Here is a 20,538-nt window from a genome sequence, read left to right as displayed (position 1 = left end):
GTTCAGCAACCGGTGAATATCGGAGCGCGGCGCTGGGCTGACGCCGCCACGCCCTCGCGGAAGTCGGCGGTCGCCGCGAGGCGCGTTTGTTCCTCGAGTTCGTGGGCGGTGGCGGCCGCGACGGCCTCGGCGAGCCCGGCGCGCATGGTGGCGCGGATGCTCGTGAGCGCCAGGGGAGCCGAGGCGGCGATGCGCTCGGCGAACCGAATCGCCGCCGGGCGGACATCGCCGTCGGCGGACAGTTCATCGAAAAGTCCTGATGCATAGCCAATTTCACCACCGAAACGCTCACCGGTGAGCATCCACTCGAGCGCTTTTTGCTGGCCGACGACACGTGGCAACGTGGCGGTGATGCCGGAGCCGGGATGAAAACCGAGCCGGCTGAAGTTGGCCGCAAATTTCGAGGAGGGTGCCGCCACTCGGAAGTCTGCGCTCAGCGCAAGCCCGAGCCCACCGCCGATCGCGGCGCCGTGCACCGCCGCGACAACAGGCTTTTGGCGCGGAACAACCGGACGGCCTGGGTATAAAGCTCGTTGGGTGACGAGCGATTCTCGGCGGGCCGGGAGAAGTCGGCGCCCGCGCAGAAGTGTTTTCCCTGCGCGCACAACACGATCGCCCGGCATTCGATCTGGTCGTCGAGTTGCTCGTAGGCATCGGCGATGCGTGTGATCAAGGTGGTGTCGAAGTAGTTGTTCGGGGGCCGATGGATCTCCACCACGGCCACGTGGCCGACGAATTCGATGGTGACATCTACAGTGGTCATAGCAGCTCCAACAGTCCGCGCACGGCAGCATTGAATGTATCGGGCCGGTCCATGTTGGCCGCATGCCCCGCGTTGTCGATGACCAGCTTGCGGGAATTGGGGATCTTGTGGTGCATGTAGTCGGCCGGGGCCAGGAAGTCGGTGTCTTGCGCGCCGACGACCACCAGCGTGGGCACCCTGATGCTGTCGAGCGATGTGATGACGCGAGCGTCCTTTTGAGCCATCACACCACGGGCGGCGCGAGCCAACCCGTCGGGATGCTCGTGCACCGCCTGCGCGACTTCCGCCGACATGTCGGCGCGTCCGTCGTCCCGCTCAAGTTCTTGAGCGCGTCGTTCCACCCAAGCGTTCCACTTGTCGCGCGCCACGTCGTTGCGATAGCCCGGCCCCGTGTCGACCAGCACTAGCGCGGCCACGCGCTGGGGATGGGTCAGGTGAAAAGCGAGGGAAAGATAGCCGCCCAACGACATTCCGCCCACCACCGCCGATCGGCGCCGGCGGCGTCAAGGATGGCCGCCATGTCGGCGACGCCGATTTCCTGGCTGTAGCAAGCCATCTCGTCGGGCGCGTCGCTGCTCCCGTGGCCGCGCTGGTCCCAGACGATCACCGGCCGGTCGACGCTCAGGGCCGCGATATTCGTGTTCCACATGCCCGCGGTGGCTCCGAAACCGTGCGATGAGCACGAAGAGCACGCCCGTCTTGGCGAGTTGCTCTGCGTGCCCTCCGCACGGCATCGTGGACGTTGATCGGGTGTGGCAGTTCGGGTCCTCACGAATAGTGCAGCGCCAGTGCGTGATACGGGCCGCAGCCGCGACGAGGAGGTCCGATTCGCCGGCCGCCGTCAGTCGTTCACTCCCGCGGACGCATTCGGATCGGGATCGGGCGCGTGCTCGAGAATCCAGCGCAGCAGCTCATCCGCGGGCACTGCGGGACTGTGAACGAAGCCCTGGGTGATGGTGCAGCCGTAGCGCCGCAGCGCGTTCAACGTGATCTCGTCTTCGACACCCTCGGCGACCAGGTCCGCCCCCAGGCTGTTCGCCAGTGCCACCGTGGACCGCACGATGGCCACCGACCGTGGATCGTGGGCGAGCCGTGCCACGAAGATCCGGTCCAGTTTCAGCTCGTCGACCGAGACGTCTTGCAGGCGTGCCAGAGACGACCAGCCCGTACCGTAGTCGTCGAGTGAGATGCGAACGCCGAGGCGCTGCAACTCGGCGACGGTATTGCGCGATCGCACCGAGTCGACCAGCGCGCTCTCGGTGATTTCGATGATCAGCGAGTCGGGGGGCAAATCGTGGATTCGCAGCAGCCGCTCGATGGCGCCGATCAGGTCGAGGTCAAGCAGGTTGGTGGTGGAGAGGTTCACCGCAACGCTCAGGTCGATGCCCTGTTGGCGCCACCAATGGATCTGCTCGAGGGCGCGGTTGACCGTACGGTTGGCCACCATGCGCATCAGCCCGGCGCGTTCGGCGGCGGGCAGGAACTCCTCCGGCAGCAGCAGCCCGCGGCGGGGATGATGCCAGCGCAGCAGGGCTTCGACGCTGTGGATACTGCCGTCGCTGGCGTTGATCTTCGGCTGGTAATGCAACGCCAGCTCGTCGCCGTCGAGCAACGCGGCGCGCAGGTCTTCGATGAGGTTGGGGTCGTTGTCGCGGTACAGCTCGAACGTCGGATCATACACCGCGATCTTGCTTTTGGCGGTTTTGGCTTGGGGGATCGCCGTCTCGGCCCGATTCAGCAGCTCCTGAGGGTGGTCGCAATGGTCCGGGCAGAGCGCAATAGCGATGCGCGCATCGACCTGCACGGTGATCGGATCCAGCTCGAACGGTTCGCTCATGGCCTCGAGGATGCGACCCGCCTGAGCCCGCGCGGCGATGAGGTCGGAGCCTTCGGCCATCAGTATCGCGAATTCGTGTCCACCGGCGCGGGCGAGCAGATCGTCGTTGCGCACGCAGTCCGCGAGGCGGTTGGCGATGTGGGACATCAACTCATCGCCGAAGCGGTCACCGAGCGAGGTGCTGATCTCTTGGGACTCATACACATTCAGCAACAGCAGCGCCCGGTGTGATGACGTTCTGGCGACCGGCAGCAAGGTCCCAGGGGAGGCGCGACCGGATCCGGCGGTCAAAGCCGTTGCGAGCGAACGGCGATTGGGCAGCCCGGTCAGCTCGTCGGTCATGGAGTGTTTGTGCTTGTCGGCGAGCACGCTGAGATCGCGGAAGGTCACCGCGAATCGCGCGGCGGTTGCGATCAGGCTCGCCGCAGCCAGCGTCACGGCGAGTAACGAATTGTGCCCCATGACGGCGACTCCCAGCGCCACGACGGTACACATCACGGGCTTGATGTAGGGACCGAGACCGCGCCTCGTTGTCGGCAGCACCGACGACGCAGGCGCCCAGCAGGCCGTCGCCACCAACAATGACGAGCCGGCCCAGCAGGCATCGAGCAGAGTGCCCACCCGATAGGAGCCGGCGGATGTCTGGAAGAGATAGACCGTGTCGGCAGCCGCATACACAACAAATCCGGCGACCAGCAGACTCCAGCGGAAGTCCTTGCGCCAACCGGCAATTGGCACCATGCTGGCGGCCATCGCCAGCAGGATCAGGTCTCCCCACGGGTACAACAGCCCCACCAGTACTGTGGCCGGAGTCCGAGTGGTGGCTGCGTGGATCGGGCCGGCCGTCAGCGCCACGGCAACCGCGGCCGCGGTCAACGCGCACACCAGGGCGTCGATCCGGAGCGGAACGGGCACCGACTTCAGCCGCGTCCGTATGAGTAACAGGATCCCGCCGTAGACGAACGGATAGAACACGAGGTACGCCGGATCGGCCGCCGACGGTGACTGCACGTGCGGCACGTACAGGGCGTAGATGACATCGCCGATCGCCGAGCATGTCATTCCGGCTGCGATCAGAACCCAGGCCACCCGATCGCCGGCCACGCGGTATGCGCGGACGCCAATCAGGCCGGCCGCCGCCAGGTTCAACGCCGAATACAGAATCTTGTTGAAGAACGCGCTCTGAATCGTGTTGAGGTTGAGCACCGTTGACGCTGCGAACGCGACCACCCCGACCGTCAGCACCCCGAGGGCAACGCGAATCGCCGTCGGGGGCCACGGAACGCTCTTGGTCGTGTTGTTGAGTCGCTCCGGCGCCGCGACGCCGGACATCGTCCCAGATGCCGGCATGAGCGCCGTGTGATGGCCTGCGGCGGCGCGGGCGGGCGCACCCGCCACCCGATCTTTGGTGTCCGATGACCGCGAGTCCGTCGCCTCGGGCGGGGCGAAGGGAAACGGCACATCGGGCACAAAACTGCGGATACATTGGCCGCCTTGACGTTTGGCGGCATACATAGCCAAGTCCGCGTGGCGGAGCAGCTGGTCGACGGAGCAGTCCGGTGTGGTGGCCACCGTGAATCCAATGCTCGGACGCACCGTCAGGGGAACGCCCTCGATCACGATCGCCGCGCCGAACGCCTCGAGAATACGATGCGCCGCAGCTTGTGACTGCTCGACGGAAGCTTCGATGAGCACCGCGAATTCATCGCCGCCCAGGCGGGCAACAGTGCCAGCGTCTCCCAACGCGCCGGTGATCCGACCGGCGACCCGGATCAGCAGCTCGTCGCCGGCCGGATGGCCCAAGGCGTCATTGACCATTTTGAAGTTGTCCAGATCGAGGCACAGCACCGCAACCGGCGACGCATCGTGTCGTCGCTGGGCGACGACTTGTCCCAGGCGCTGCATGAAGTGAGCCCGGTTCGCCAAGCCGGTCAGGTTGTCGTGGAACGCTTCCCGTGCGACTTCGGACAGCAACTTCTGGTTTTCGAGCAGCACCACGAACTGTCGGCCGAGCACCGAGGCCACCAGGATTGTCAGTGCGGCGGCCATCGGCCCGCGGGGCAGGAGGGCCGCCGTGTTGGCGACCCCGACCGCGGCGGCCACGACGAGCGGGACGTAGGGCAGCCACAGCAAGATACGGGATGTGATTTCATCCCGCCGGGCCCCGGTGGGCAACTCGGTGATGCTGGACAAGCCGGCCAACGCCAGCATCCATATCCCGGCCACCCAGCCCAGGTCGGCCAGACCGTCGCCGTGATAGCTGCCCACCCCGGTGTAGAACACCATCACTATGTCGGCAACCGAGATCGTGCCGATACCGCAGGCCAACAGAGTCCGGCTCGGCAGGTCGTCGGGATGAAGCCGGGAAATCATGATGATCGCCGTCGTCAAGAGGACGATATCAGCGAATACCTGCGTGACCGTTACGGGCAGCGAGCCACTGTTCGCGCGAAATTGCTTGTCGAGCACGAATACCCACGCGATGACGAACAGAGAAGTTGCCACGATGAGGCCGTCCAGCACCAATCGCCGCGGGCTGCGGCGCGACAAATGGGATAGCAGCATCAAGGACAGCATGGTGCAGACCGGATACACCGACAGCACGACCTCGGCGGCGGGGTGGGCGGCGTGTTCCCCTTGCGGACGCAGCTCATAGACCGCCCAGATGACTTCGCCGACGGCCCACCCCAGCAGGGCGGCCACCAGCGCAACCCATCCCACTCGCCGACGGCGGTCGGCGGCGAAGTGAGCGGCGTAGCCGGCGCATGCCGCCGCGTACACAAGACACACGACCAGCGTCGCCTCGTCGGCCGGCCGAGTCGCGTAGCTGTCGTTCCACCCGAAGATCGTCGACGCCGCGATCAGGGCGGCCGCGACGCAGTATCCCCCGAGGACGAACCACCCCACGCGCGCCGGCAGCCCGAAGCGTCGCCACGGATTCCCCGTCCCGCGTTTCATACCCCGCCCCAGCCGATCTGCGCCTGTCGGTCAACTCAGGGAGAGCGTCACTATGCGCTAGAGCAGAATAAGCCGCGGCGCCATTGTCGGGGAGATGATCAGATGCTCTTATGCAGGCGACTTGATATTGACTAGAGCGTCAAAAATTGGCCCGGGCGAATTGATTATTGCCGCGCACTACGTAAGCGATCCGCGCCCCTTGCGGCGAAATTCGCACGCCGGGATGAGGGGCCGAGCCGGCACCCGTAGGGCGCCTGCCGTGGTGTCGCGGACGAGCCGGTACCGTCCAAACCTGCAGTTTGCAAAAGATTTACAAGCCGACGATCAGTATGTACAGTCGTCTAATAGTGCATCAGCGGTATGGACACTCGGTGCCGTCCACCGCAAGCCGTGGGCCGCCTCGTGTCGGTGTGTTAGGAGCATCATGGACCTCACGCGGAAGACCGGGCGGGCAACGGTGGCGGGACGATGAGCAAGCGGTGGGTCCGGTCGACGGGGTCATCCTCCACCCGCCTGATCGACCTCAATCAGCTGCCGATCGGTCTGATCGACATCGAACTCAACATGCCGCCAACGGAACTCGTGCACGACAGGGCCACTTTCGCGCTCCGTCCCGAGGACGGGCCGCCCACCGCGGTGTTGAAGGTGGCCCGCGGTCTTCAGCGCGCCGCGGAACTGCGTACGCAGCGGCGCGTGCTCGCCGAACTCGCCATCCACCAGGGACTCGACGACGAATGGCGCGAGCTGCTGCCCCGGATCCTGGCGTTCGATGAGCGCACCGCGGCGACCACGTCCGTTGAGTCCTATCGGCCGGGAATCGACCTGGCGGATCTGCTGGCACGCTGCCCGGGCCACGTCGAGGAACTGACCGTTGCGGCCCTGACCGCGATCGCGCCGTTGCACCAACGGACCGCCACGATCATCGGCGTCGACAACGTTTGCATGCTGCGGCGATGGGTCGTCGAACCGCTGGCCGCCCTGACGGATATGTGCCGCCGGCTGGCTCCGGGCCTGGTTCCCGAGGTGGACCGGCTTGGCACGATGCTGCGGCAGGCTTTCGTCGGCCGGCGTATGCCGGTGAGCTGGACCCACGGTGACTTCACCCCGGCCAATGTCCGGGTGGCCGGGGTGCAGGGCCCGGTTACCGGCATCGTGGACTGGGGTGGGGCGCGGCCGGGCAGGCCGGCGCAGATCGACGAGTATCTGCTCATCCTCGAGGCGAGCTGCCAAGTCGAGCGAGCCGATCTGGGTGCGCTCGTCGCCGAGCGACTGCGCGCGGGCGGGCTGTCAGCGCGCGAGCGCAACTCCCTCGATGCCGCACGCCGGCGTCCCGACGGCGAGATCGCCGAGCCCGGGCCCGTCGATGATTTCGTCGACGAGCGCGTCGCCATCCTGCTGACCTGGCTGCACCGCGTCGCCGATTTGTGGCGTAAGCGCGCCACCCCCCCGAACCAACACACCTGGTTCGCCGCCAATGTGTCCCCGGTGCTCGCGGGTACCTGGCACCGGACCAACTCTTCACATGGCGCGCCGAGGACTGCGTCACCGCCCGGCGACAATGCCCGGCGCCGCGCCGGACCCGAGGATGCGTGCCCCCGCTAGCCCTGGGTGCCAGCGATTGTTCGCAATTTGACTTGTTTTGGCGCTTAGATGTGGCCCGGTTGCTACTGTTCCCCGCATGGCGGACGCGCGTTTGATGGGTGACGGCTCAGCTGGCCAGCCCAACGACGGCGCTGGGGTGGACGGTGTCCGGCGCGTCGAGCGGCGGCGCAACGGTGGCACGCCTGCGTCACCGCGCGATGTCCTCTCCGAGTTGCCCGCCGTAGTGGTGCTGGAGCGGTTCCCGGTTCCCACTTTGGCGATCGCTCGCGACGGCACGATCTTGTTCGCGAACACCGCGTTTGCCTCGATGGTGGGTTACCAGCCGGAGAACGTCGCGGGGCTCGCGTTCAGTCAGCTCTTCCACATGGATCCGGCAGCGTTGTCGGCGCTCTCCAGCGTCGATGCGCTGGCGAATATGGTTGTGGAGCTGCGGCATTCGGAGGGTTGGACGGTGCGGGCCAGGATGAGCAAATCGGCGCTGCTGCGCCGCGATGACCCGGTGACCCTGGTGACTTTCGACAATCTGACCGAGCGGCTGTGGGGTGACGAGCGATAGCTCGTCGGGTTGGTCCCTCAGCTGCCGGCGTGCCGCGGCCCTTGCCGTAGCGACTCCCGGGCAAGAAACTCGCGGAAGTAGGCGAGCGAGGTGTCGCCGACGATCGCCGGTAGGAGCAGTTCCAGGGACCGGGTCAGCCGGCTGATGTGATCGTTGCCCTCTCCAGTTTCGGGGAGTATCTGGGCGCCGAGCATGCAGTTGAGTATCGATTCGCTGACCATGACGGGATCGAGCCCTTCGCGCAGGTCGCCTTCGGCGCTCGCGAGGCTGGACTGCGCCGTTATCGCCTCGAGTCGGCTGCTCCAGACCTGGGAGGCCGCGCTGTTGAACTCGGCCAGTCCGCGGGCGAGTTGGTCAGCTGTCCGGGCCGTTCTGTCGGACACCAGGAGGTCGGTGACGACGAAGACTCCATGGATCAGGTTCTCGAGGGCGGGCGCAGATGATTGGCACACGTGCCGGAACGCTTCGCGGGTCAGGTTGGTGCCTTGTTCGATGATCGCGGTCGCCAACGCTTCTTTCGAGTCGAAGTGGTGGTAGAGGGCGCCCTTGGTCATGCCGGCACGTTCGATGATCTCGCCCAGCCCCGCGGCGGCGTATCCGACCTCGCCGAACAAACCCATCGCGGCGTCAAGGATTTTTTGGCGGGTGACTTCGGACCGGGCTTGGGGAGCCATCGTCCTTAGACCTCCGGATCTGCGGTAGACGTGTGTTGGCGCGCTGGCTGGCGGTCCGGCTAAGAGTCGGTGGGTGCCGAGGCGACGGCGTGAAGATCGGCCGCGGGCGCCTCAGGGGACACCTTTCTCACGGCCAGGGCGTGGCGCCGCGTGATGAATTGGGTGAAGTAGTCAATCCGATCGGGATTGGTAACGCTGGGCAGTATCAAGATCCAGGCTTTCTGCAGGTTGTCGAGGTGTTGCTCGGGTTGGTCGAGGTCGCTGATCTGGCGGACCCCCACCCACAGCGCCACCAGTATCTTGGCGATGTCCTCCGGGTCCTGGGGGCTGACGACATCGCCCTCTTCGACCGCCTTTTTGATGAGCGAGGAGACGATCTCACTCCACGTCTGCCACATGGCAGCCGTGTTATCCAGGGTGTCGAGCAGTCGGACGCCGGCCCGGGCCACCTCGTGCTGGGTGTCTTGAACGGCGAGGAGGTAGACCAGCTCGATCAGTGTTTCCAGTCCCGACATCCTGCGGGCAAGCAACTCGGTGATCGCCACACGACTGAGCTCGGTGAAGTCGTCGATGATCGCGAGTGCCAGTGCTTGCTTGGACGGGAAGTGAAAGTACATGGCGCCCTTGGTGAGCTCGGCATCCGCCAGGATGTCATCGAGGCTGACCATGCTGTAGGGGCTGTGAGCGAATTGGCGCGACGCGGCGTCGATGAGTCGTTGGCGCGTGTTGCCGGCGCGTCGTTCACCGGTTTCGGTCATCGCCCTCCTTGGCTCGTGACGGCCGCCGCGCAGCGGAGAGACCGCTTGCCAAGACATTTCTTCGACGGAGTCCGTGTCTTTGATGATAGGAGGTGACGCCCCGTGGGCCGTGCGGACCCGCCCGCGGGGCGGCGATGTACATGCCTTGGTCTTCCGCCGATCCGCAGTCTGCCCCCTCGCTGGCATCCCGCGTTTAGTCATGTTTGGGATCTTACTAGGAGACTGCCAGTTTGTTAACTATGACAGGTGATGTCAGGTAGTAGGTATCCTGTCGAAATTGATCCGTTACTCCTTGGCGATCCCCGGCGAGGAGGGCGCGAAGCTCACACAAATGGCGGGAAACCGTTGTCAGGCAAGGGCGTGACGCCGGGTGATGAATTGGGTGAAGTAGTCGATCCGCTCAGGGTTGACGATGCTGGGCAATGCCAGCAGCCAAGCCTTGTGAAGGTTGTCGGCATGTTGCTCGGATTGGTCGGCATCGCTGATGCGGCGGATGCCCGACCACAGCGCCACCAGGATCTTGGCGATGTCCTCGGGATCGCGGTCCGCGGTGACGTCGCCGTCGTCGACGGCCCGTCGGATAAGCCTGGTGACGAATTCGATCCACGTGGGCCAGAGCGGGGGGGTGGCGGTGTCCATCGTGTCGAGCAGTCGGACGCCGGCCCGGGCCACCTCGTTTTGCGCGTCTTGAACGGCAAGGACGTGGACGAGTTCGATCAGTGTTTCCAGTCCCGACATCCTGCGGGCAAGCAACTCGGTGACCGCCGCGTGGCTGAGCTCGACCAGGTCGTCGATGATGGCCAGAGCCAGCGCCTGTTTGGACTGGAAGTGAAAGTACATGGCACCTTTGGTGAGCTCGGCCTCCGCCAGGATGTCCTCGAGGCTGACCACGCTGTACGGACTGCGGGCGAACTGGTGTGATGCGGCGGCGATGAGTCGCTGACGTGTGTTGTCGGCTCGTCGGTCACCGGATTCCATCATTGCCCTGCCTGTCTCGTCGCCGGCGGCGGGGCAGCGGTGCGATCGCTTCGCGCCGAGGCACTCCTGTCGCCGGCTCCTTGGCCTCGATGTTCGGGAAACAACGCGCCGGCTCGGTGCTGACCCGCCCTGCGGCGGTGGCCCTGTCCGTCGACGTCATTTCGGGTGAGTGCGGTCGGCTCAGGATGAGCTTCCCGATATTTACTCATGCTTTATACGCTGAAGCAATACTTTTAGTTCAGCTATTAGGATCATAGCATGTCTATCGGTATGTGCGCTTGGCGATGCGAGACGGGTCATCGGTTCGAAGCTCACCGGACTGTTAAGCCCATGTCACCCGAGCACTCTGATGCTGGGCGGCCATTCGAAGACTGGAAGGTCATCAACCGAAATGCCAGATGGCTACAAGTATGCTCAGCGGTTTACATAGACATAGATAGTATGTATTCTGCTTCACAAAATACGCCGTCAAATACGTCGTCGGTATTCCGTACATCGCAGCCGGTACGGCGGTCATCGGGCCCGCCGTCCAGGTCGGGCCCGCTCCCATAGGAGGAAACATGTCGGTCGTGACCACGCAGCCTGAGGCGCCGACGGCTCCGCCGTCCACATCAACCGAGGCGCTCGCCGCCGACGGCGATCGGCGGTCCGAGCGCCGCCGTAATGGTGGGGCCTGCGGCTCGCCGATGGAAATCCTGACGCGACTGCCTGCCGTGGTGGTCTTGGATCGGGTGCCGGTTCCTGCGCTGGCGATGACGCTGGACGGTACCATTCTGTTCGCGAACACCGCCTTTGCCGAGATGTCGGGTTACCGGCAGGACGCGTTGGAGGGGCTGGCGTTCCCGGAGGTCTTCGAGACCGTGCCGGCCGAGTTGTGCGCGCTCTTGGGCGTCACCGCGCTGACGAATCTGGTTGTGGAACTTCGTCATTGCGAGGGTTGGTCGGTGCGGGCCCGGATGAGCAAGTCCGCGCTGATGCGCCGCGACGATCCGATTGTGCTGGTCGCCTTCGAGGATCTGACCGAGCGGCTGTGGATTGACGAGCGCTGACGTCTTTCGGCCCTGACCTGTTCGCCTGAGCTGTTCGCAGGGCCGCGTCGATCTTTTCCGTCGGCTGGATAGTCTCTGCCCGTGTGCCGGCACGGGCTTCGCGTGCCCGTAGGGACCGCCATCGCGGCGGCACCCGTCCCCGGCCTGGCGACCGTCCCCGGCGTGGCGTCGCCGGATCCCCCTCCTTGTCGATCACCGTGGTAGGTGGCCGCCCGGAACGCTGCGCGACGGGCATGGCGCGACGGCGGCCGTCGCGCCACGGACGTGGGGCATCCCGGTCTCCGACGTTGACTCGCATGTCTTACCGACCCTGACAGACTGATTGTCTAGTTATCGGTTTACAGATCGACCATAAGTATGTATTCTCCTGCATAGCTGAATTATCGGTATCTAGCTGGTCATATCGGATGCCGCATCGGCCTACTTCGGTCAGGAGGAACGCATGTCGTTCGTGAACACACAGCCAGAGGCGCTGGCGACCGGGGCAGCAGCCCTGCAAACCCTGGGCACCACGATGAGCGCCGGCAACGCTGCGGCGGCGGGACCTACCACCGCGGTGGTTCCGGCGGCCGCCGACGAGGTCTCGGCGCTGACGGCGGCGCAATTCGCGGCACAGGGCGCGCTGTATCAGCAGCTGAGCGCGCAAGCCACTGCAATCAATGACCTTTTCGTCAATGCACTGGCCACCAGCGCCGGATCGTATACGGCCACCGAGGTCGCCAATGCGGCCGCCCAGCTCTGAAAGAGCAGAAGGATAGCCATGGATTACGGGGCCTTTCCGCCGGAATTCAATTCCGCGCGGATGTATGCGGGGCCGGGGCCGGAGTCGATGCTGGCCGCCGCCGCCGCATGGAACGGCTTGGCCGCCGAACTGCGCTCCGTAGCTTCCACGTATGGGTCGGTGATTTCGGGATTGATCGACGGGGCGTGGCTGGGACCGTCCTCGACGGCGATGGCCACGGCGGCCATGCCCTACGTGGCTTGGCTGACGACGGCCGCCACCGAGGCGGAGACGACGGCCACCCAGGCACAAGCGGCGGTGGGTGCCTATCAGACGGCATTCGCGATGACGGTGCCGCCGCCGCTGATCGCCGAGAACCGCGCCGAGTTGTCGATGCTGGTCGCGTCGAATGTGCTGGGTCAAAACACGCCGGCCATCGCGGCCAACCAGGCGCAATACGGCGAGATGTGGGCCCAGGACGCGGCGGCGATGTACGGCTACGCCGCGAACTCGGGGACGATCACCGCGGCGATGACGCCGTTTGCCCCGCCGCCGGAGACCACCAACGCGGCCGGGATGGCCGCGCAGGGAGTCCAGGACGCTGCTACCTCCGCCAGCGGGGGCACGCAGTCGGCGCTCTCGAAGGTGATGTCGGCAGTCCCCTCGACGCTGAACGGCCTCGGCTCAGCCGGTTCGTCGACGTCGTCGGCGTCCGGACTCCTGAGCGGGCTGCTGGACGGGTCCGCCTCCGGGGCATCCACGACGTCGAGTTTCCTGGGCTCGACGACGACCGGAGACTTCATGTCCAGCGTGCTCCAGCAATACGCGGTTATGCCGGCCTGGGCTGCCATGTTCATCGGCCAGACAGCGCTCACCCCGCTGATGACCGCGTACGCGCCCGCCCTGACGCCCCCGGTAGCGGCGGCAGACGCGGCGGTAGCCGACGGGGCGGCGGCCGCCGAGGGCGCGGCCGACAGTGCGCTCGGGGCGGGCGGGGCCGGCGTCGCGGACCTGGGCGCCGTCGCGGGCGTGGGCGAAGCGGCCTCAGTGGGAGCGCTGGCGGTGCCACCGGCCTGGGGCTGGGCCGCGGCGGGTCTGCCGGCGACGATGGCCGGCGTGCCGTTGACGCTGCCGGGCATCGATATCGGCGCCGCGGGCGGGCTGCCGATGGCGGCCGGGCTACCGATGATGATGGGCGGACTGCCGGGGGTGGCCGCCGCGGGTGCCGCCGGGGCCGCCGCGGGCGCCGCCGGAGCCAAATACCTGCCACGCCTTCGGGTACTGGCGCGCTCTCCGGCAGCCGGATACTCGGCCGCGTCGGCATCCCCGCCCGGCCCGAAATATCCGGTGCCCGCGGCGTTTCCGACAAACGGCCACGCGCCCCCCGGATATCAGCCGGCGATCGTGTACCTGCCATCCAACGGCCACCAGCCGGCCCACGCAGAGAACTAGCCCTCGCATGAAGGCCGCAATGCAGCGTCATTTCGTCACACGTCTTCGGGAAGGAGACATTCAAGTGCCTACGCGGTTTATGACCGACCCGCACCCGATGCGGGCAATGGCGAAACGACTCCCCGCCGGCATCGCTGGAGCCGTCCTTTCGATCGGCGGCTCACAATGACCGCGCTCTCCATCATCATGCCCGTCTACAACGAGGCGGCTACCATAGTCCGGGCCATCAATCGTGTTCTCGCGGTTGACTACCCGTGCCCGGTAGAGCTCATCATTGTCGACGACGGCAGCACGGACGGCACCGTACAGCTGCTGGCGCCCTTCACCGACTGGGGAGTGACGTTGGTGGGCCATCCCACCAATCGCGGCAAGGGTGCCGCGGTGATCACCGGGGTCCAAAAGGCGACCGGCACGCACGTGATGATCCTGGATGCCGACCTCGAGTATTCGCCGTCGGACATCCCGAACCTGTTGCAGCCCGTGGTAAACGGCATCGCCGACCACGTATTCGGAAGCCGCATATTCGGCCTGAATACGCGGTTTCCCTCCTACCGCCTGGCGATCGGCGGGCGGTTCCTCACCGCGGTGGCCAACGTGCTCTTCGACTCCTGCCTGACCGATATGCACACATGCTTAAAACTGATTCCACTGCAACACTTTCGAGCACTCATGCTGTCGCAGAACGGCTTCGGTCTGGATACCGAGCTCACCGCCAAGATCCTGCGCGCGGGCATCAGGCCGTACGAAGTGCCCGTCACCTACTACGGGCGCACGTCCCAGGAGGGCAAGAAGCTGAGCTGGCAGCGTGACGGCTGGGTGTGCCTGTGGCTTCTCCTGATGACCAGGCTGCGCAAGCCCGAGAAACTTCCCGTCACGACGGTGGAGACGATCAGCGTGGTCGTGCCGATGCCCGCCGCTTCCGCTCCGCCCCTCCGCGACAAGCTTTCGGGGCAGATAGTCAATGCCGTTACCTGACGAGTTCATGACCACGCGCCCCGGGCCAACCGATGACGTGGAGCCGGCGGCGACGTCCCACCGCCCAGGGACCGGAACATCCACCGGCACAACCGATGAACAACCTGCCTTGCGCGGATACGGTTTCGTCGTGGCCGTGCTGTCGGCAATCCTTGCCGTCGGCGCGGTGTTGGCCGCTCTCTCGGGCACGGTGCGACACGAGATCGCGGTTTCACTGACCAGGCAGCCGGAAAAATACACGGTGCTGTACTTCTCCGACGGTTTGAAGTGGGCCGGCGCCGGCACCGACCGGCTGATCATGACCGTCTCGTTCACCGTCGTCAATCACCAGGGGAGGCCGACCCGATTCCCCTACGCGGTACAGGTTCTCGACCCGGCCAAGACGCCGATCGCGCGTTCTGAGGGTTCGGTGGACATCGCAGACGGCAAAGACACCACCGCCGCGGTGGACGTCAATGTACCCGCCTCGGCGGGATGGTCGGCGGTCGAGGTGAATCTCGTGGGCCGTGCCGAACGCATCCGCCTTCTCCAGTCATCTTCGGAAGCGACGAACAACTGATCATGCACGCACGTGAGAAGCCGGTTCCGCTTGTCGCCGAGCACTGCGCGGCTGCCACCGGCCGGACTGCTCGCGGTGCCCGGGCATGACCGCCGTCATCGTTCGTCACTCGACGCGGGTCCCGTCCCCGCAGATAAAGGCCGGCGGCGGGCCGAAGGGCCTCGGCGAGCTGATCCTGGCGATCGCCGCTGTGGTTGCAGCCGCTCTGGTGCTGACCGGCATCTGGCCGCTCGCGGTGAATGTCGTTGCGGGGCTGTTTCTTTTGATCGTGCTTCCGGTGATGCTGGTCAACGCCAAGATCAATTGGCCGGAGGGCACCGAGATCCGCGAGAGTCTGGCGTATTCGCTTGCGCTGGTGCTGCTCGGGATCATGGTCGGCGGCTTGGTGATCAACGAGTCGCTCCCACTCGCCGGAGTCGCGCGACCACTCGACCGCGTTCCGGTGGTCATCACGTTGTTGATCGCGCTCACCGCGCTGGCGGTGTGGCGGCCCCGACGGTGGCGCCTGTATGACGGGCACTCCCCGGCGCGGCGGGAGCGCGCGTGCCCCGTCATCGGCCGACGCGATCAGGCCGTACTGCTGGCCGGGGCGTTCATGGTCGGCGCCTCGGTCGCCGGACCCCTGCGAGTCAACAACGGCGCCGGTAGTTCCGTCACGATCGCGATGCTCATGCTCGCCGCCGCGGTCATCGTCGCGGTGTTCTCCTGGCGACGAAGTCTGAACGAGTCGACGATCATCGTGACGATCTACCTGCTCTCGTTGTCGCTGTTGCTGATGACCTCGTTGCGTGGCTGGCTCATCACCGGCCACGACATTCAGCGCGAGTTCCGAGTGTTCGACATCGCGTCGAGCCACGACCTTTGGTACATGCCCTGGTTTCCCGACGCATACAACGCCTGCCTGAGCCTGAACATCCTGCCGACCATCATCCAGCGCACGACCGGGATTCCCGAGCTCTACGTCTTCAAGGCCGTCTACCCGACGTTCTTCGCGTTATGCCCGGTACTCGTCTACTTGATCGCGCGACGGTTCGCATCCAAGCCCGTCGCGATTCTCGGGGTGGTGTACTTCGTCGCGTTTCCAACGTTTTTCACCGACATGCCGTTCATCGCCCGGCAGGAGGTGGCGTTCTTCTTCCTCGCAACGGCGCTCCTGTTGATCACCGATGACGGCATACCCGTGCGTACCCGCCAGATAGGATTCACCGTCTTCGGCGCCGGGGTCATCTTGTCGCACTACTCGACGGCGTATGTGTTGCTGGGTGTGCTCGTGATCGGCTGGATCCTCACCGGCGCCCGCAAGGTGGTGGAAAAGCAGCCGGCACAATACCGGCGCCGGCCCTTCATCTCCGGCCGGCTGCGCCGCCGGGCAGACCTGGCGCAACGCCCCACGGTGCTGAATTCGGCCGTCATTCTCACGCTGATCATTCTCACCTACTTATGGGTCGGCCCACTGACGGGAACCGGTGGGGTGCTCGAGGAAACAGTCAGTGAGACCATCAGCTCGATGACCGGTGGACACAATGACGGTCCAAAATCCTCCGACGCGTCCTACAGCATTTTCGGCGGCGCGAAACCCAGTCCGGAACAGCGGCTGCAAGACTATAAGGACGACTCAATCCAGAAAAGGCGAGAAAGGGGTCAGAATTTCTACCCCTTGTCCGCGGCGCAGAATTACCCGACACCCGTCGTAGCACCTGAACAGCTGCCGGTGACGATCCTGGGCAAGGCAGTGGAATTGCTCGGACTCAAAGTGCCGCTGATGAACCACCTGCTCCGCACCGGAGCGCCGCTGATGCTGCAGCTATTCGTCGGGCTCGGCTTCCTGATGGTGCTGCTCGGACGAGCGCGGGGATTCTTCCCCAGCTTTGCGTTCATCGCGGGCGCCGCCGCATACATGGTGGTCATCTGCAGCCAGGTCGTCCTCCCGCATCTGTCGGTCGAATACGGCCTGCTGCGCACGTTTGCCCAGGGATCGATGTGGTTCGCGCCGTTCTTGGCGGTGGGCAGCATCCAGGCCTTCGGCTGGCTGGGCCGGTCCAGGTCGATGAAGGTCGCGCTAAGCGCCGCGACGGTGTTTTTTCTGTCGCAGACGGGCGTCATACCTCAACTGCTCGGCGGTTACGAACCACAACTGCACCTCAACAATGCCGGGCTTTACTACAACAACCTCTATTTTCATCCGCAAGAGCTATCGGCGATCGAATGGCTGCAAAGCCAAATCGCCGCAGACCCGGCGTCCATTTCCAGCATCCAGACCGAGGTCTCGTCGACGGACAGGTTCGCGGTAAGCGATCTGCAGAACTATGCGGCCATCAAACCATCCGACGACATATTGCCGATACTCGTCCGCAAGGACACTTATGTCTTCATGGGGTACACCGCCGTCCGCCGGGGCGACGTCTCTTTCTTGTTCTCGGGTGACGTGCTGACCTACAAGTATCCGTTCGATTTCCTCGACAACAACAAGAGCATCATCTACAGCAGCAATGGCGCGAGGATTTATCGATGAATGAAACCGGCCGCTCTTCGCGCCGCCCCCCGCAAATGTCGGTGCTGATCGTGCCTGCGTGCGCACCCGCGCGCCGCGGCGAGATCTACGCGCACATCCGCGATCTGGCCGTGCAGTTGGTCCGGCGGCATCGCATCGACGTGGTGGTCGCCTGTCCGGCCGCCGGCGATGCCACGGTGTCGACGGCCGAGCAACTCTTCGGCGGGGTAGACGGTGTGCGCCTGCGGCGGCTGCCGGCCGCGCGCACGGCCGGCGGTGCTCCCGCCGGCATCGGCTGGGCGGGTCACCTCGAACGGATCGCCCGTGAAGAAAACATCAGCCTCGTCAACGTCCACGCTTCGGAGTCGTTCGCGGCGTGCCGTGCCGCACGCGCGTGCCGGGGAGTGCCGTTCGTGCTCACCTACTACGGCGGCCCGGCCCGCGACGGCGGCCGGTTCGCCGACATCGGCCGACGGAGCTTCCAGCGGACGATGCTGGCCCGCACGGTCCGCCGGGCAGACGCACTGATCCTGGCGTGCGGCGACACCGTCGACGGCCTTGCCCGGACGGTCGTTCCGATACGCGAATCGATCTGCCCGGCAACCGATCCGGAGTCACAGGCGCGTCGCACGTTGAACGTCTTCGAGCGTGTGCTGCATCGGCGGGCTCACGGCACCACACGGGTAGCCGTCGTCGCTCCGTACTATCACCCGCATATCGGCGGCCTCGAGAACTACGCGCAGCAGGTGGTGCAGGCTCTCGATCACAGCCCGCGTCACGATGTCGTGGTGCTGTGCACCAACGGATCTCGTCGCACGGTGGTGGAAAGCCAGGGCGGCATCACCGTGGTCAGGCTACCGACCCTGGTGAAGCTCTCGAACAGCCCGCTTCATCCTTGGTGGCCAATCCTGTTGAGGCGCTTGTTCCGTCGGCTGAGCATCGACGTCGTCCACGCGCATGCTCCGGTGCCGGGGCTCGCCGACGTCGCGACGTTCGTGGCCGGCGCCCGGCCGGTGGTGCTGACCTACCATTCGGGCAGCCTGCTCAAAGGCCGCAGGTGGATCGATCTGCTCCTCTCCGCCTACGAGAAGTATTGGCTTCCATGCGTTTTCAACCGGTGCGCGGCGCTGGGAGCCGTCTCGCCCGTGTCGAAGGTGTATGAAACCGGGCGGGCCGTTCTGCTCCCACCGGGGGTCGACGTGACCGCGTTCTCGCCGGCTCCGGTGGGCCGGCGCCGGGATCCGACGGTGTTGTATGTCGGCCGCATCGACAGGAGTTCGTGGTGGAAGGGGCTCGACATCCTGTTTCAGTCGATGGCCTTGCTGCGATCCCAGGTGCCGGACGTTCGCCTGAACATGGTCGGCGATGGCGACGCGGTACCGGTGTTGCGGGAATTGGCCCGCCGGCTGGAAATCGACGACATCGTGGATTGGCACGGCGCGCTCGACGGCAGCGCACTCGTCGAGGAATATCGTCGCGCGGCGGTGGTGGTGTTGCCGTCGACAACCGAGTGCGAGTCGTTCGGCATGGTCTTGATCGAGGCGATGGCATGCGGGCGGCCCGTCGTCGGGTCCGAGGTCGGAGGTATCCCGTTCGTCGTGCGCCCGGAGGTCGAGGGGCTGCTGGTGCCGCCCGGTGAGCCGAAGGCGCTGGCCGATGCCTGTCGATCCATTCTGCTGGATCCGGCACTGGCCGAGCACCTGGGCGGGCAGGGCCGCAGGATTGCGGAGGACCGTTGGGCCTGGTCGAAGCGAATCGGCCCCATTCTCGACGTCCTCGACCAGACATTGGCGCGCGGCGAGGAACGGCGGGTTAACGCATGACGACCAAGGTTGCCAAGGTTGCCACGCCGCGTGCGAACGGTGGGGCCGGCCAAGACCGGCTGATAAGAAGCTCGTTCTTCATGATGACCACGTTCGTCACGATGGGCGCCTTCGGTTTCGGCTTCTCGGTCGTCATTGCCCGCACCTTCACGCCCGCGCAGGTCGGTGTCGGCATGTCACTGATCTCGGCGGCGTCGATGATCGCCTACCTGAGTCTGTTCGGGCTGAACTGGACCATCGTCCGATTCATCGCGAATTCGAAGAATGCGAACGCCCAGATCACGTACAGCCTGCTCACCGTCGCCGGCCTCGGGGCAGTCATCTCCGCCGCCTATGTCGTCCTCATTCCGCGCTATGCCCCGGAGCTTTCCTTCGTCAAGGAAAACGTGGCCTGCGCGGCGGGCTTTATCGTTGTGTGCGTCTTGTCGGCGGTGAATCTGCTGCGGGCATCGGTGTTCATCGGCACGCGCAGGCCGGAATACAACTTCTTTTTCGATGGCCTGATCCAAGGCGCGATCAAACTCGTTCTCCCGTTCCTGTGCGTCGGTCTCGGCGCTTACGGGGTTTTTGCGTCCGCCGGCGTGGCATCGCTGATAGCTGTGGTCGCGAGCATTATCTGCCTGCGCCGCGGGGGATTTCGTTTCGACTTCCGTCGCGAGGGCGTCCTGACGCGGGCGCAGCTGAGTTATTCACTGTCGGGGTACATCTCGATGGCCTTCGCTGTCGTGCCGGTCATGGCTTTGCCGCTGATCGCGTTGCACACCCTGGGCAGCGCCCAGGCGGGGTATTTCTACTTGACCTTCCAGATCGCGAACCTCATGTACACGATTTCTTACGCGGCGGGAGAAGCTCTGCTCTCCGAAGGTTCGTTCGACGAGTCTCGGATTGTGAACCTGGTCAAACGGTCTGCGCTACTCCTCGGGGCGCTGCAGACCGTCGGCGCGATAACCGTCGCCGTCGGGGCCGGGCTCATTCTGTCGGTGTTCGGCCGGGAATACGCGGAGCACGGCGAGCGCCTGCTGCAGATCTTGGGTGTCGGAACGATTGCGGTGACGCTGAATTCGCTGGCAGGCTACGTCCTGAAGATATTGAGATTGCTCAAACCCATGATCGCGTCCAACGTCGTGTTGGGCGTGGTGACGACGGGAGCCGCCGCACTATGGTGCCCGCGCGGGCTCGAATGGCTGGGCTGGGCGTGGATGATCGGGCAACTCGCGGCCGGCATCTATGCCGTGGTGGCGATAGCGATCTATTACCGAACCGGCCGCGGGCGCAATCCGGAATGCCGCCCGGTGGTGTCCGACAAACCGATGCTCTCCGAGGAAACGGCCTGATCGCCTGA

19 protein-coding genes are annotated in these 20,538 nt (G+C 65.3%); 10 read left to right on the top strand and 9 right to left on the bottom strand.

What is annotated here, in order from left to right; all coding sequences use genetic code 11:
- Window positions 1-2 precede the first annotated feature (2 nt).
- The 5 genes from OQ789_RS13660 to OQ789_RS13640 form a co-directional block, all read right to left on the bottom strand.
- Window positions 3-476 carry an enoyl-CoA hydratase/isomerase family protein gene (locus OQ789_RS13660; RefSeq protein WP_324686461.1) on the bottom strand — a complete coding sequence of 158 codons (474 nt, stop codon included), beginning with the start codon at window positions 474-476 and terminating at the stop codon, window positions 3-5.
- A complete protein-coding gene (locus tag OQ789_RS13655) occupies window positions 434-763 on the bottom strand; it encodes an enoyl-CoA hydratase/isomerase family protein (protein WP_324686460.1) in 330 nt (109 codons plus the stop codon). The genes OQ789_RS13660 and OQ789_RS13655 overlap by 43 nt, the downstream gene beginning before the upstream one ends.
- The gene (locus OQ789_RS13650; protein WP_324686459.1) at window positions 760-1,233 is read right to left on the bottom strand and encodes an alpha/beta fold hydrolase; all 474 of its coding nucleotides are present in this window, start codon (window positions 1,231-1,233) and stop codon (window positions 760-762) included. The genes OQ789_RS13655 and OQ789_RS13650 overlap by 4 nt, the downstream gene beginning before the upstream one ends.
- Window positions 1,194-1,412 (bottom strand): hypothetical protein, encoded by a 219-nt coding sequence (locus OQ789_RS13645; protein WP_324686458.1) that lies wholly within the window; start codon window positions 1,410-1,412, stop codon window positions 1,194-1,196. Before OQ789_RS13645 ends, OQ789_RS13650 begins: the two co-directional genes overlap by 40 nt.
- Window positions 1,413-1,604: 192 nt before the next feature.
- Complete coding sequence (locus OQ789_RS13640) at window positions 1,605-5,558, bottom strand: diguanylate cyclase domain-containing protein (RefSeq protein WP_324686457.1); 3,954 nt, start codon at window positions 5,556-5,558, stop codon at window positions 1,605-1,607.
- A gap of 468 nt (window positions 5,559-6,026) precedes the next feature.
- Here OQ789_RS13640 and OQ789_RS13635 point away from each other — a divergent pair, with 468 nt between their 5' ends.
- Together OQ789_RS13635 and OQ789_RS13630 are read left to right on the top strand one after the other, a co-directional pair.
- Entirely contained in the window at window positions 6,027-7,160 is a 1,134-nt protein-coding gene (locus OQ789_RS13635; RefSeq protein WP_324686456.1) for an aminoglycoside phosphotransferase family protein, read from the top strand.
- A gap of 94 nt (window positions 7,161-7,254) precedes the next feature.
- Window positions 7,255-7,716: a PAS domain-containing protein gene (locus OQ789_RS13630; protein WP_324686566.1), complete on the top strand. Its 462-nt coding sequence runs from the start codon at window positions 7,255-7,257 to the stop codon at window positions 7,714-7,716.
- 17 nt (window positions 7,717-7,733) lie between these two features.
- Here OQ789_RS13630 and OQ789_RS13625 read toward each other — a convergent pair whose 3' ends face one another.
- The 3 genes from OQ789_RS13625 to OQ789_RS13615 all read right to left on the bottom strand — a co-directional run bounded on the left by OQ789_RS13625 (window position 7,734) and on the right by OQ789_RS13615 (window position 10,129).
- On the bottom strand, window positions 7,734-8,390 hold the full coding sequence (locus OQ789_RS13625) for a TetR/AcrR family transcriptional regulator (RefSeq protein WP_324686455.1): 657 nt from the start codon (window positions 8,388-8,390) through the stop codon (window positions 7,734-7,736).
- Between the two features lie 59 nt (window positions 8,391-8,449).
- Entirely contained in the window at window positions 8,450-9,148 is a 699-nt protein-coding gene (locus OQ789_RS13620; RefSeq protein WP_324686454.1) for a TetR/AcrR family transcriptional regulator, read from the bottom strand.
- A 348-nt stretch (window positions 9,149-9,496) separates the two neighbouring features.
- Window positions 9,497-10,129 carry a ScbR family autoregulator-binding transcription factor gene (locus tag OQ789_RS13615; protein WP_324686453.1) on the bottom strand — a complete coding sequence of 211 codons (633 nt, stop codon included), beginning with the start codon at window positions 10,127-10,129 and terminating at the stop codon, window positions 9,497-9,499.
- Window positions 10,130-10,812: 683 nt separating this feature from the next.
- Here OQ789_RS13615 and OQ789_RS13610 point away from each other — a divergent pair.
- The 7 genes from OQ789_RS13610 (at window position 10,813) to OQ789_RS13580 (ending at window position 19,196) form a co-directional block, all read left to right on the top strand.
- Window positions 10,813-11,175 carry a PAS domain-containing protein gene (locus OQ789_RS13610; RefSeq protein ID WP_324686565.1) on the top strand — a complete coding sequence of 121 codons (363 nt, stop codon included), beginning with the start codon at window positions 10,813-10,815 and terminating at the stop codon, window positions 11,173-11,175.
- A 442-nt stretch (window positions 11,176-11,617) separates the two neighbouring features.
- Window positions 11,618-11,917, top strand: coding sequence for a PE family protein (locus OQ789_RS13605; RefSeq protein ID WP_324686452.1), 300 nt, complete (start codon window positions 11,618-11,620; stop codon window positions 11,915-11,917).
- 18 nt (window positions 11,918-11,935) lie between these two features.
- Window positions 11,936-13,348, top strand: coding sequence for a PPE family protein (locus OQ789_RS13600; RefSeq protein WP_324686451.1), 1,413 nt, complete (start codon window positions 11,936-11,938; stop codon window positions 13,346-13,348).
- A gap of 165 nt (window positions 13,349-13,513) precedes the next feature.
- Entirely contained in the window at window positions 13,514-14,323 is an 810-nt protein-coding gene (locus OQ789_RS13595; RefSeq protein ID WP_324686450.1) for a glycosyltransferase family 2 protein, read from the top strand.
- 130 nt (window positions 14,324-14,453) lie between these two features.
- Entirely contained in the window at window positions 14,454-14,882 is a 429-nt protein-coding gene (locus OQ789_RS13590) for a hypothetical protein (protein ID WP_324686449.1), read from the top strand.
- A gap of 85 nt (window positions 14,883-14,967) precedes the next feature.
- A complete protein-coding gene (locus OQ789_RS13585; protein ID WP_324686448.1) occupies window positions 14,968-17,394 on the top strand; it encodes a DUF2206 domain-containing protein in 2,427 nt (808 codons plus the stop codon).
- On the top strand, window positions 17,391-19,196 hold the full coding sequence (locus tag OQ789_RS13580) for a glycosyltransferase (RefSeq protein ID WP_324686447.1): 1,806 nt from the start codon (window positions 17,391-17,393) through the stop codon (window positions 19,194-19,196). The genes OQ789_RS13585 and OQ789_RS13580 overlap by 4 nt, the downstream gene beginning before the upstream one ends.
- On the opposite strand, the gene OQ789_RS13575 is transcribed toward OQ789_RS13580, so the two are convergent.
- Window positions 19,186-19,332 (bottom strand): hypothetical protein, encoded by a 147-nt coding sequence (locus OQ789_RS13575; RefSeq protein ID WP_324686579.1) that lies wholly within the window; start codon window positions 19,330-19,332, stop codon window positions 19,186-19,188. The genes OQ789_RS13580 and OQ789_RS13575 overlap by 11 nt on opposite strands.
- Between OQ789_RS13575 and OQ789_RS13570 the strand changes: the two genes are divergently transcribed.
- Complete coding sequence (locus OQ789_RS13570) at window positions 19,277-20,530, top strand: lipopolysaccharide biosynthesis protein (RefSeq protein WP_324686564.1); 1,254 nt, start codon at window positions 19,277-19,279, stop codon at window positions 20,528-20,530. The two genes, OQ789_RS13575 and OQ789_RS13570, sit on opposite strands and share 56 nt — an antisense overlap.
- Window positions 20,531-20,538: the final 8 nt, after the last annotated feature.

This window comes from Mycobacterium sp. 94-17, assembly GCF_035617725.1.
Lineage (GTDB): Bacteria > Actinomycetota > Actinomycetes > Mycobacteriales > Mycobacteriaceae > Mycobacterium.
The sequence above is the reverse complement of the archived record's forward strand: the minus strand, read 5'-3'. Positions and strand labels throughout refer to the sequence as shown.